The following is a 12,882-nucleotide window of genomic DNA, read 5'->3' as shown; positions in this document are numbered from 1 at the left end:
GTGTCCTTATTCCTGATCCAGGTCGGCGCTTTTCTGCGCGATGGCCATGGCCGTGAGGATTTTTCTGTAGCCGGTGAATTCGTTGCGCGCATGCACGCTGAGGATGTTGTCGAGCAGGACCACGTCGCCCTTCTCCCAGGCGAACTCGACCATCACCTCGCGGTAGATGCCTTGCAGGTGGCGGATCACATCGTCGGGAATCGGCGAGCCGTCACCGAAGAAGGTGTTTTGCGGCAGGTCCTGCGGGCCGAATTCACGCAGCAGGTTGTCGCGGATGCTGTCCGGCAGGGTCAGTGCATTGAAAAAGGTGCCGTGGTTGAACCAGATGCGCTCGCCGGTCAGTGGATGGCGCACGATGGCCGGGCCGTTCTGCCGGGTGCGCAGGCGGTTGCCCGGTTTCCACTCGGCCTGGATGCCGATTTTTGCGCAGTAGGCCTCGACTTCGCCGCGATCCTCGCTCTGGAACACGGTCTGCCATGGCAGGCCCATACCGTCGCCGTAGTTACGCACGTACATGATGCGTTTACGGGCAAATTCTTCGCGCACCGCCGGGTCGATCCGCGCGAGGATCCGTCGGGTATCGCCAAAGGGTGTTTCACCGCCGGTGGCCGACGGCGTGTCGCAGTAGAAATACAGGTGACGCGGAAAAACCGGCGAATACGAGTGTTCGTTGTGCGGGAAGATTTTCTCCGGCGCCGGGTAATCGGTGGAGCTGTAGATCTTGAACTGGCCGCTGATCTGGGTCCGTGGCGAGGCGCGGAACAGGTACTCCAGGGCACCGCCGGAAATTGCATCGACGCAGCGATTGAACTCGCCGATATCGGCCACCTGGAAGCCACGGAACAGGATCACCGCGTGTTCCAGCAGCTTGCTTTCGATCAGCGCGCGATTCTGGGTCGCCCATTCCACCAGGCTCACGCCGGACACGGCCGGACGGCACACCAGCGGCATGCTGAGGCCTTCGAACATCGGCGCAAAACTCACCAGCCGCGTCGGATCGGTGGACAGGCTTTTGCGGGCACCACGGCCCATCCTGGGCATGGACTTGGTCGTTGAAACGGTCATAAACCCCTCCAGAAAATGTTGACGGCGGCGCTCAAGGGCGCCGCCGACTGAATCAGTCCGCCGCGGATTGCGCTGCTGGCGTGGCACGGTTCGCCGAGCGACGCTTGATCGCCATGGCGCCGCCGAGCAAGGCCTTGCGTTGCTCGTTCAAGCGCGCATCGGCACGGCGTTGCACCTCGGCGGCCAGGTCCAGCAACTCACCGACCTGCACCCCGTCAGCGCGTATCAGCGCTTCGAGCACCGCCCGGATCTGTTCGAACAATGACTCCAGCGTGCTCGGCAGGTACTGGCCCGCCGGCGATTCGAAACTCAAGTGAATGTGCTCGGCATCGTTGTAGAACGCAGCGACCATGCCGATCTCGGCGGCCTGGCACCCGGACGGGAAGTCCTCGACCTGCAGGCCCTCCATCGACGGCAAGCGCCCGACGCCTTCCTGGTAGATCAGCTTGATGTCGAACAGCGGCGAACGGCCGGCCCGGCGCGGCAGACGCAAGGCTTCCACCAGACGCTCGAACGGCAGGTCCTGATGGTCCGAAGCCTCCAGCACCGCCCGGCGACAGGCCTCCAGCAACTGCGCCGCCGCCTGATCGGCATCGACCTCCACTTGCAGTACTAATTGGTTAACGAAGAAGCCGACCATTTCTTCAAGCTCGGCTTGATTTCGGTTGGCGATATCGGTGCCGATGCGCACCCGACTGACCTCGGTACGCTGGCGCAGGACCAGGGTGAAACCGGCCAGCAGCAGCATGAACAGCGACAGATCGCGCTGTTGGGCAAAGTCGCGCAACTGCCGGCTGAGCTCGCCGCTGAAGGTGAAATGGGCGCTGGCACCCTCTTGCGTCGTACGCCCGTCACCGTCGGCGGGCAACTCCAGTACCGCCTGTGGCTCGGCAAGGCGCTGCTGCCAGTAGTCGAGCTGGCGCTGCAACTCGCCGCCCTGCTCCAGCCACTGGCGCTGCCATTTGGCGAAGTCGGCGTACTGCACGCTGTGCGCCGGCAGTTGCGGGGTCTGGCCACGGTTGAGGGTTGGATACAGCGTGACGAATTCATTGATCAGCACGCGGAACGACCAGTCATCGGCTGCGATGTGATGCACCGTCAGCAACAGCACATGCTCGTCATCCGCGACCCGCAGCACCCGCACCCGCAGTAACGGACCGTGGCGCAGGTCGAATGGCCGGGCGACTTCCTCCCGGGCCAGTTGCTGCGCCTCGACGTCCGGCACCGGCCGCTGCCGCAGGTCGCTGGCCTCGAAGCTCAACGGCAATTGCCCGTGGACCCGCTGCCAGGCCTGGCCGTCTTCTTCGTAAAAGGTGGTGCGCAACACCGCGTGACGCTGCACCAGGGTTTCGAAGCTGAGGCGCAGGGCGTCGAGGTTCAACTCACCCCGCAGGCGCAAGGCACCGGGCATGTTGTACATCGAACTGTCGGGCTCCAGGTTCCACAGGAACCACAGGCGCTGCTGGGCAAAGGACAATGGCTGGCGTTCGCCGGAGGTGTCCGCTACCAGCGCCGGGCGTTCACAGCTGTGTTGCAGTGCCTGCACCTGAGCGGCGAAATCCTCGAGGCGCGGATGTTCGAACAGGCTGCGCAGGCTCACCGACAGGCCCAGGCGCTGGCGGATCTGCGAGACGATTTGCGTGGCCAGCAACGAATGCCCACCCAATTCGAAGAAGCTGTTTTCCCGGTCGACGCGACTGACCTGCAACACCTGCCGCCAGATCTGCGCCAGTTCGATTTCCAGCGTGCCTTGCGGTGCGCTGCCGACTTCGGCCTCCCAGACCTGCGGGGCCGGCAACGCGGCACGGTCGAGTTTGCCGTTACGGTTGAGCGGCAACGCGGCCAGCAACACCAGTTGCGCCGGCAGCATGTAGTCCGGCAGGCGCTCGCCCAGGGTGCGGCGCACGGTGTCGGTGAGCTGACACGCATCCGCCGCCAGCAGCCCGGCATCGGCCGGCACCACATAGCCGATCAATTGCTTGCCGCCGACGCCTTCGTGCACCAGCACCGCGGCTTCGCTGATCATCGGCAGGCCTTGCAGATGCGCTTCCAGTTCACCCAGTTCGACCCGGAAACCACGGATTTTCAACTGATGATCGATGCGCCCCAGGTACTCCAGCGCCCCGTCCTCGCGATAGCGCGCCAGGTCGCCGCTGCGGTACAGACGCGCCCCCGGCGTGGTGGAAAACGGATCGGCAATGAAACGTTCGGCGCTCAAGCCCGGTCGCAGGTGATAACGCTGGGCAAGGCCGGCGTCGCCGCCGATGCACAATTCGCCGACGCAACCGGTCGGCAGCAGGTGCCCTTCACTGTCCAGCACATACAGCGCGCGCCCAGGCAGTGCCTTGCCGATGGGCACGCCAAGGTGATTGCGGGTATCGGCCAGTGTGCATTCGTGGATGCTGGACACCACCGTGGCTTCGGTCGGCCCGTAGGTGTTGAGCAGGCGCACATCGCCCAAACCGGCGGCGTGCCATAGCTTCAGGCCTTCGAGGGACATGGCTTCGCCGCCGACGTGGACCTGACGCAAGCGCCCCTTGTCCCGCTGCGGTTGCGTGGCCCACTCCTGAGCCAGCAGGAACCAGTACGCCGCTGGCAAATCCGCCAGGGTCACGCCTTGTTCGATGATCTGGCGATAGAGGGTGTCGGTGTCCCACAATTCATCGCCGCGCATCACCAGCGCCGCGCCCACGCACAATGGCGGGTAGCACTGCTCGACAAAGCCGTCGAAGCTGAATGTGGCGAATTGCAGCACGCGGTCTTGCGCGGTGAGTTGTGAATAGTCCGCCGCAATCACGCAGAACTCGCGCAGTGCGGCATGGGCCAGGCACACGCCTTTCGGCCGTCCGGTGGAGCCGGAGGTGTAGATCAGGTAGGCGAGGTCTTCGGCGTTGGCGAGGTTGACCAGGTTGTCGGTGCAATACCCGGCGTCTGCGCCCGGCTCCAGCGCCAGACGCGGCAAACCTTGCGGCAGCGCTACATCGGTCAACAACCCCGGTTGCGCCAGCAGCAGGTCCATGCCGCTGTCTTCGATCATGTAGCCCAGGCGCTCGGCCGGGTAATCCGGGTCCAGCGGCACATACCCGGCACCGGACTTGAGGATCGCCATCAGGCTGACGATCATCTGCGCATTGCGCCGCACCGACAGCCCCACCCGCTGCCCCGGCGCCACACCCTGGGCGCGCAGGCGATGGGCGAGCTGGTTGGCTTGGGCATTGAGCTGGGCGTAGGTCAGGCGTTCGTCACCGACCATCACCGCCAGCGCGTCGGGGGTGCGGGCCGCTTGTTGCTCGAACCGCTGGTGGGCCAGCAACGGGCTGTCCAGTTGCGGTGCCGGTGGTTGCGAGCCGCGTATTACCTGGGCTTGGGCCTGAGCGTCCAACAGGCTGACGGCACCGAGCGCCTGTTGTGGCTGGGCAACAAATTGCGCCAGCACATGCAGCAGGCTGGCGCCCAACTGGCTGATCTGCGCCGCGCTGAACCGGATGCGGTCGAAACTGAAATCCAGACGCAGGCTGGCGCCGACTTCGATGCCCAGGGTCAGCGGGTAACTGGTGATTTCGTGATTGTGCAGCGCGCCAAAGGTCAGGCCCGCCGGCGCTCCTTGCTTGAGGGCTTCGGCCACCGGGAAGTTCTCGAACACCAGCAGGCTGTCGAACAACGCCCCCTGTTGCCCGTCCCAGCCCTGAATATCGTACAGCGGCACGTGTTCGAACTCGCGCAGGCTCAGGTTCAGGGCTTGCAGGTCTTTGAGCCACTGGGCCACCGACTGCCCGGCCTGCGGCGCGGCGATGATCGGCAAGGTATTGATGAACAGCCCCAATTGCTGCTCGATGCCCGGCAACGGCGCGGAGCGTCCGGCTATCGTTGCGCCGAAGGCCACACAGGACTGGCCGGTGTAGCGCTGCAACAGCAGGCCCCAGGCGCCTTGCAGCAAGGTGTTGAGGGTGATTTTCTGCTGGCGGGCGAAATCGCTCAGGCGCTGTAGCGATGCGCTTTCAAGGGTCAATTGATGTTCGCCCATGCCGTGCCCTTCGGCGGGCGTCGGCAAGGCTTGCGCCAGCAGCGTCGGTGTTTCCAGGGGCGCCAGCGCCTGTTTCCAGAACTGTTCGGCGGCCAGCAGCGGCTGCTGTTGAATCCAGCCCAGGTAGTCGCGGTATTGCCCCAATGGCCTGACCAAGGTCTGGCCGGCATAGTGCTGAATCACTTCGCCGAGCAACTGCGCGTTGCTCCAGCCGTCCATGAGGATGTGATGGCTGGTATGGATCAGGTGCCAGTCTTCACTGCCCCGACGCACCAGCAGCAGGCGGAACAGCGGCGCGGAGCTGAGTTCGAAGCCGCGGCTGCGCTCCTCGGCGGCCAGTGCATCGCGGTCGATGTCGGCGGCTTCGATCACTTGCAGTTGCAGGTCGATCTGGCGATGAATCACCTGATGCGCGCACTCGAGCCCCAGCCAGTGGAAGCTGCTGCGCAGGATGTCATGCCGGTTGATCGCCGCCTGCCAGGCCCGGCCGAACGCGGCCAGTTCCAGGCCGTGGATGTCCAGGCGCAGTTGATTGATGTAGGCCTCGGCCTGGGGTTCGTACAGGGTGTGGAACAGCATGCCCTGTTGCATCGGCGTCAGCGGGTAAACGTCCTCGATGGCCGGCGCCGCAACAGGCAAGGCATCGAGTTGTGCCTGGGTGATGCGCGCCAGCGGGAAGTCCGACGGCGTGACCTGGCCTGCCGTTGTCGCGCAGCAATGTTCGATCAGCGTCTTGAGTTCTTCGGTGTAGGCATCGGCCAGTCGTTGCACGGTGGACTCGGCAAACAGGTCACGGCTGAAACCCCATTGCAGCGAGAGCTGCCCGCCATAGACCTGGCCCTCCACGGTCAGCCAGTTGGCCAGCGGCGCATCGTCGCCCTGGGCCTGGCCGCCGCTTTCCGGAGCCGGGACCAACAGCGCGGCGTCGTCGAACTGACGGTCGAACTGCCCCAGGTAATTGAAGGTGATCCGAGGCGCCGGCAGGTCTTGCAGGGCCTGACGCTGTGCCGGTTCACCGAGGTAGCGCAGCAAGCCGTAGCCCAGGCCTTTGCCGGGAATGGCGCGCAATTGTTCCTTGATCGACTTGATCGAATTCGCCGCCCCGGCCTCGGGTTGCAGGCGCACCGGAAACAGGCTGGTGAACCAGCCGACGGTGCGGCTCAGGTCGAGGTCGTCGGACAGGTCTTCGCGGCCGTGGCCTTCCAGCTGGATCAGCGTCGAGCCCTGCCCGCTCCAGCGGCAGATGACCCGCGCCAGCGCCGTGAGCAACAGATCATTGACCTGGGTGCGATAGGCCGCCGGGGCCTGTTGCAGCAACAGGCGGGTCAAATCGGCGTCCAGTTTCGACTCGATCTTGTGCCCGTGGCGCTGCTGCAAGCTGCCTTGCGGGTTGTCACACGGCAGGTCACGGGCATCCGCCAGTTGCGCCTGCCAGTACGGCATTTGCCCAGGCACGGTGCCGGCATGCTGTTGCAGGTGCGCGGCCCAGGCCTGGTAGGCGCTGGTTTTCTCGGGCAGCGCCACTTGCCCGTAAGCCTGCTGCAAGTCTTCGAGTAACACCCGCCACGACACCCCGTCCACCGCCAGGTGATGGACCACCAGCAACAAGCGCTGGCTGCCGTCGTCGAGGCTGACCAGCAAGGCACGCAGCAGCGGCCCGTCGGCCAGATCGAGGCTGCGTTGCGCTTCATCGCACAGGGCGGTCAAGGCTTCGGCCGAAGACGCCCGACGCTGCCACAATCCAGCTGACTCGACTGGCGCTGCGTGGTGCTGCTGCCAGCCTTCGGGGCCGTCTTCGGAGCCGTCGATAAAGCGCAGGCGCAAGGCGTCGTGGTGGTTGATGAGGGTAACCAACGCCCGCTCCAACGCCTCAGGATTCAACGCTTCCCGGGGCGTCAGCAGCAGCGACTGGTTCCAGTGCCGGCGCTGGGCGATGGCCTGTTCGAAGAAGTAATGCTGCGCCGGGGTCAGGATCACCTCGCCACTGACCGGGCCTTGATCGACAGTGCTGCGGCTGTCGAACGCCGCGACCAATGCCAGGCTGCGCACGGTCTGGTACTGGAACAGGTCACGCGGGCTGAGGCGAATGCCGGCCTGACGGGCGCGACTGACCACCTGGATGGAAATGATCGAGTCGCCGCCGAGCTCGAAGAAGTTGTCTTCGAGGCCCACGGGGTCCGCGCCCAACACCTCCTGCCAGATCTGCGCCAGCGCGGTCTGCAGCGCATCCTGCGGCGCGACGAATGCCTGTTGCGGCGCGGCGTCGGGTGGCGGCAAGGCCTTGCGGTCGAGCTTGCCGTTGGCGGTCACCGGCAAGGCGTCCAGCGGCATCAGGTAGGTGGGCACCATGTATTCCGGCAGGCTGCCGAGCAGCCAGGCCTTGAGGGTTTGCGGCCACTGCTCATCGGCATCGGTATCTTCCAGCACCAGATACGCCACCAGATGCCTGCCGCCCTGCACCAGCACCACGGCCTCGCGCACCAGCGCATGCTGCATCAGGCGAGTCTCGATTTCCCCCAGCTCGATGCGCAGGCCGCGCAATTTGACTTGATGGTCGAGACGCCCGAGGTATTCGATCACCCCATCGGCACGCTGCCGCACGCGGTCGCCGGTACGGTACAAGCGCGCACCGTCATGGAAGGGGCACGGTACAAAACGCTCGGCGCTGAGCGCCGGACGCCGGTGATAACTGCGCGCCAGCCCGGCGCCGCCGAGGTACAACTCCCCCGTCACGCCGGCCGGAACCGGGAGCAATTGCGCATCCAGCACATGGGTGCGCAGATTGGCGATGGGACGACCGATGGGCACGCTGTCGGCGCCTTCGTCGATGCAGGTCCAGTGGGTGACGTCGATGGCCGCCTCGGTCGGGCCGTACAGGTTGTACAACCCGGCGCCGGGCAGCTTTTTGAACACCTGCAATTGGGCATCCAGCGGCAAGGCTTCACCGCTGCAGACGATGCGCTTGAGGCCGGTGCAAGCCTCGACACCCGGCTCGTGGATGAACGCCTGGAGCATCGACGGCACAAAGTGCAGCGTACTGATGCCGTAGTCATCGATCAGGCGGATCAACTGCGCCGGTTCACGATGCGCCCCTGGCGGCGCCATCACCAGACGCGCACCGGTCATCAGCGGCCAGAAGAACTCCCACACCGACACATCAAAACTGAACGGGGTTTTCTGCAACACCGAGTCGCTGCCATCCAGACCGTAAGCCTGTTGCATCCAGCACAAGCGGTTGAGCAGCGCCGCGTGACTGTTGCCGGCGCCCTTCGGTTTGCCAGTGGAACCGGAGGTGTAGATCACATAGGCCAGGTTCAGCGGATGTACTTCAACCTGCGGGCAGGTTTCGCTGTAGCCGTCGAGCCAGTCCTGTTCCTGATCCAGGGCGATGACCTTGACGCCCTCGGCAGGCAGTGCGCCGAGCAAAGTGCTTTGGCTGAGCAGCAAGTCAATTGCGCTGTCTTCGATCATGTAGGCCAGGCGTTCGGCCGGGTACTCCGGGTCGAGCGGTACGTAGGCGCCACCAGCCTTGTGAATCGCCAGCAGGCCGATGACCATCTCCAGCGAACGCTCAACGCAGATCCCCACCAGCACATCCGGGCCGACACCCTGCTCGCGCAAGCAGTGCGCCAGTTGATTGCTGCGGGTGTCGAGTTGCGCGTAGCTGAGCTGACGCTCGCCAAACACCAGCGCCGGCGCGTCGGGGGTGCGTCGGGCCTGGGCCTGAATCAACTCGTGCATGCACTGCTCGACCGGATAGGCCACGGCGGTGCGATTCCAGTCCTGCACCAGCACTCGCTGCTCATCCGCAGTCAGCATCGGCAACTCGCCGATTTTTTGCGTCGAGTCGTCGACTATCGCCTGCAACAGGCGCGTCCAGTGCCCGGCCATGCGCGCAATGGTATCGGCATCGAACAGGTCGCTGGCGTAGGTCAGCGCGGTGTGCAGCTTGCCGCCCTTCTCCCAGGTGTCGAGGGTCAGGTCGAACTGGGTGGTGCGGCTTTGCCAGTCGATGCTGCCCAACTCCAGGCCGGACGCGGTGCTGACCGAGGTCATGTCGGCCACTTGCGGCTGGTGGTTGTACATCACCTGGAACAGCGGCGTGTGGCTGAGGCTGCGTTCCAGTTTCAGCGCCTCGACCAGGCGCTCGAATGGCAGGTCCTGATGGGCCTGGGCGCCGAGGGCGGTTTCCTTGATGGCGCGCAGCAGGTCGTCGACCCGGGTCTGGCCGTCCAGTTGCGTGCGCAGCACCTGGGTGTTGACGAAGAAACCGATCAGGCCTTCGATTTCCGCGCGGTTGCGGTTAGCGATGGGCACGCCGACGCGGATGTCGGTTTGCCCGGTGTAGCGATGCAGCAACGCGTTGAAGGCGCCGAACAGCAGCATGAACAGGGTGATGTTGTGTTTCTGTGCGGTGCTGCGCAGTTGCTCGGCCAGTTGCGCCTCGACCGCGAATTCGTAGCGGGTGCCGCGATAGCTCGGCATCGCCGGGCGCGAATGGTCCAGGGGCAATTCCAGCACCGGGTGTTCGTCACCCAACTGCGCCTGCCAGTACGCCAGTTGCCGCGCCTGCTCGCCCGCCTCCAGCCAGCGGCGCTGCCACAGGGCGTAGTCGCTGTACTGGATCGGCAACGCTGCCAGCTGCGGTTGCACGCCCGCATCGAAAGCGTCGTAGCAGCGGATGAATTCGTCGATCAGTACGTTCATCGACCAGCCGTCGGAGACGATGTGGTGCAGGGTCAGCAACAGCACGTGCTGTTGTTCGGCGAGCTTGAGCAAGGTGACCCGCAGCAGCGGACCGGTCGACAGATCGAACGGCAGCACCGATTGATGTTCGGCGGTTTCAGACACGGCACCTTCGCGCTCCTCGGCGGGCAGTGCGCTGAAATCCACGTGCTCGATCCGCAGCGGCGCAGCGGCCGGCACTTGCAGCAAGCTGTCATCGGCCTGACGGGCGAACACCGTGCGCAGGGTTTCATGCCGCGCCACCAGGCTGGCGAACGCCTGCTCCAGCGCCGACAGGTTCAAGCGCCCGGTCAGCCGCACCGCACCCGGCAGGTTGTACGCGCCGCTGTGGGGATCCAGTTGCCAGAGAAACCACATGCGTTGCTGGGCGTACGACAGCGCCTGGCGATCCTCGGCCTCGATGCCGGCCGGAATCGGGAAACGGGCGAAATCCACGCCCTCCTTGTGCAAGGCCGCAAGGAACATCTGGCGCTTTTCCAGGGGCAACCCGATAAACCGGCGAGCAAGTTTCAAGGAGTCTTCAGCATTCATCTATCGGCATCCGCATCAGTAGGCAGCAGGCGCAAAGGCGCGTCGTCCCTATAAAACGAATGCAGGCGGGAAAAATTAGCGGATCAGGCAAAAGGCGAAACGCGGAAAAACAGGTTGATAAATACCCCTGTGGGAGCGGGCTTGCCCGCGAAGGCGGTGTGTCAGACAACGGGTATGTTGCTGACACTCCCTCTTCGCGGGCAAGCCCGCTCCCACAGGTTTTGTGGTGATTTCAGAGCAGGTCTAACCCACCGCCAGCAACCCATGCCTTCGACGATGCACCTCAAGCTGATCCTTGATCACCCGCAGCACCTTCGCTTCCTGCTCATGGATGAAGAAGTGCCCACCCGCCAGCATGTCCACCGAAAAGCTGCCACGGGTTTCCTGGCTCCAGCCGATCAACTGCTCGGCGGTGGCGCGGTCGGTCTTGCCGCCGAGCACATGCACCGGGCACTTGAGCAACGGGCGCTGCACCGGTTCGAATCGCCCGCACAGCAGGAAGTCCGCGCGCAGCACCGGCAGGGTCAGGCTCATCAACTCTTCGTTGGCCAGGATCTCTTCGCTGGTGCCGTTGAGGGTGCGCAGTTGCTCGATCAGTTCGGCGTCGCTTTTAGGCTGGGCAAAGCCCCGGTCATAGTCGGCGCGCAGGGTCGGGGCGGCAGTGCCCGAGGCGAACAGCGCTACCGGCTCCGGGCAACCCAGCGACCGAAACGCATGGGCCATCTCGCAGGCCAGCAGCGCGCCCATGCTATGGCCGAACAACGCGTACGGCGCCTTGAGCGTGTTTTTTTGTTCCTGGGCCAGTTGCAGCGCCAGGCGGCGCATGTCGGTGTGCAAGGGCTCGCCGTACCGCGCGCCACGCCCCGGCAGTTCCACCGGTTGCAGCGTGAGCCACTGCGGCAGCTTGCGCCGCCAACGGCTATAGACCATGGCACTCGCGCCCGAATAGGGCAGGCACAGCAATGTCAGCGGGGTCACCGGGTTTTCCTCGAAAGTTGTCTGTTTGGAGAACGGACGAGGTGCCCAAAGAATTAGCCATGTGAGTAACCCTGTGGGAGCGAGCTTGCTCGCGATGACGGTGTGTCATGCAACATTGATGTCGACTGACACGACGCATTCGCGAGCAAGCCCGCTCCCACAATGGCCGGCTTACACCAATAAACTGTGGCGAGGGAGCTTGTCGGATCGCCGCACCGTCCCGCTCGGCTGCGCAGCAGTCGCAAAACCGCTTAAACACCAAACAACTGACAGATCACGCATGCAATTCAAGGGGTTGTTTCACAACCCAGCGGGACGGTGCGGCGATCCGACAAGCTCCCTCGCCAAAGGTGGTGTGTAGGCCTGAGTCCGACCTGTTATCAACAATATCCTGCCATTTTGCAGGAAATACCCGGTTGCCAGCTGTTACATCCCCACCTAACATCCTTGCTCTACGGGTACAGCGGAGCTGTCCAGAACCACCCGAATTCAAGGAACCAGAATGAGCCAACGCATCCAACGCAGCATCGACTCCCCGCTCCGAACCGGTTTGAACCGCGAAGAACTCTGGGAAGCCGGTGACAAGGGCCTGATCAAATGCTGGGAAGTCGGCCGCCAGCGCGCTGCTCGTTTCCCCGACCTCGCCCGACAGTGCCTTGCCGGCGAGTTGCCGGTACTGGGCTGGAAAGGCGGCGTGAGTCGCAGCCTGAAGAAACTCGAAAAATATGGCTCCCTCAAGTACCTCGCGCAGTGGCAAGGGTTGCGCGGGGAAGACCTGAACGTGGATCTAGCACAGGAACGGGCACTGACATGTGCTCGGACGGGCATGGTGGTGACGTTTACGCCGGATCGGGCGAAGTATTTCAATCAAATAGCGGAAGTTGAATCCTAGGAGCATGGACAATGGTCGATTTGCATCAGGAATTTCAAAACAGTGGATTCTTCCACGAAGCACGCATTGATAGACGTTCAGCCGACGCGCTGGTAGGCATTGCGGCTGGACTCGCTGCCGATGGCAAGATCAACCAGCAGGAAGCCGAGTTTCTCAAGAGCTGGATCGAAGTTCATTTGTGTCATCTGGGTGATCCAGTCGTGAACATCCTCTATAAACGCCTCGCCAACATGCTGAGTGATGGCGTGCTGGACTCCGAAGAATCGGCTGAGCTACTGGACATGCTGCACCAGTTTGCAGGTATGCCGGTTGGCTCTGACCAGATCTTCACAACACCTTGCAGTCTTCCACTCGATAACCCTGCACCCACACTGAACTGGATTGATCGAGTTTTCCTGTTCACTGGGGTTATGGCTTACGGTCCGCGCAAAGAATGCGAGTCGCTGATAGTCGAACGCGGCGGTCTGATTGGTGGTTCGGTCAGCAAAAAAATCAACTATCTGGTGGTCGGCAGCATCGGAAACGATCAATGGCTTCATAGCACTTATGGCACCAAGATCAAAAAAGCCGTTGAACTGAGAGAGAGCGGTGTTCCTATCGCGATCATCAGTGAAGAACACTGGCAAAGGGTGCTGTTCGGGTGACC

Annotated in this window: 5 protein-coding genes; 2 read left to right on the top strand and 3 right to left on the bottom strand. The window is 63.6% G+C overall.

Annotated elements, in window-relative coordinates:
- Window positions 1–6 precede the first annotated feature (6 nt).
- The 3 genes from KGB07_RS15265 to KGB07_RS15255 all read right to left on the bottom strand — a co-directional run bounded on the left by KGB07_RS15265 (window position 7) and on the right by KGB07_RS15255 (window position 11,344).
- Window positions 7–1,065 (bottom strand): TauD/TfdA family dioxygenase, encoded by a 1,059-nt coding sequence (locus KGB07_RS15265; RefSeq protein WP_223465808.1) that lies wholly within the window; start codon window positions 1,063–1,065, stop codon window positions 7–9.
- A gap of 52 nt (window positions 1,066–1,117) precedes the next feature.
- Entirely contained in the window at window positions 1,118–10,366 is a 9,249-nt protein-coding gene (locus tag KGB07_RS15260) for a non-ribosomal peptide synthetase (RefSeq protein ID WP_223465806.1), read from the bottom strand.
- A 243-nt stretch (window positions 10,367–10,609) separates the two neighbouring features.
- Window positions 10,610–11,344 (bottom strand): thioesterase II family protein, encoded by a 735-nt coding sequence (locus KGB07_RS15255; RefSeq protein ID WP_046043178.1) that lies wholly within the window; start codon window positions 11,342–11,344, stop codon window positions 10,610–10,612.
- Window positions 11,345–11,846: 502 nt separating this feature from the next.
- Here KGB07_RS15255 and KGB07_RS15250 point away from each other — a divergent pair.
- Both KGB07_RS15250 and KGB07_RS15245 read left to right on the top strand, forming a co-directional pair.
- Complete coding sequence (locus tag KGB07_RS15250; RefSeq protein WP_046043179.1) at window positions 11,847–12,236, top strand: hypothetical protein; 390 nt, start codon at window positions 11,847–11,849, stop codon at window positions 12,234–12,236.
- 11 nt (window positions 12,237–12,247) lie between these two features.
- Window positions 12,248–12,880 carry a BRCT domain-containing protein gene (locus KGB07_RS15245; RefSeq protein WP_046043180.1) on the top strand — a complete coding sequence of 211 codons (633 nt, stop codon included), beginning with the start codon at window positions 12,248–12,250 and terminating at the stop codon, window positions 12,878–12,880.
- The last annotated feature ends 2 nt before the right edge of the window (window positions 12,881–12,882 follow it).

This window comes from Pseudomonas sp. GL-RE-26, assembly GCF_019956275.1.
GTDB classification, from domain to species: domain Bacteria; phylum Pseudomonadota; class Gammaproteobacteria; order Pseudomonadales; family Pseudomonadaceae; genus Aquipseudomonas; species Aquipseudomonas grandcourensis.
This window is presented reverse-complemented; position numbering and strand designations above follow the sequence as displayed.

What these genes read in the sequence shown, in the direction of transcription:
- KGB07_RS15250 (WP_046043179.1), top strand. Translation starts at nt 11,847, where the DNA reads ATGAGCCAACGCATCCAACGCAGCATCGACTCCCCGCTCCGAACCGGT.
- KGB07_RS15265 (WP_223465808.1), bottom strand. Translation starts at nt 1,065, where the DNA reads ATGACCGTTTCAACGACCAAGTCCATGCCCAGGATGGGCCGTGGTGCC.
- KGB07_RS15260 (WP_223465806.1), bottom strand. Translation starts at nt 10,366, where the DNA reads ATGAATGCTGAAGACTCCTTGAAACTTGCTCGCCGGTTTATCGGGTTG.
- KGB07_RS15245 (WP_046043180.1), top strand. Translation starts at nt 12,248, where the DNA reads ATGGTCGATTTGCATCAGGAATTTCAAAACAGTGGATTCTTCCACGAA.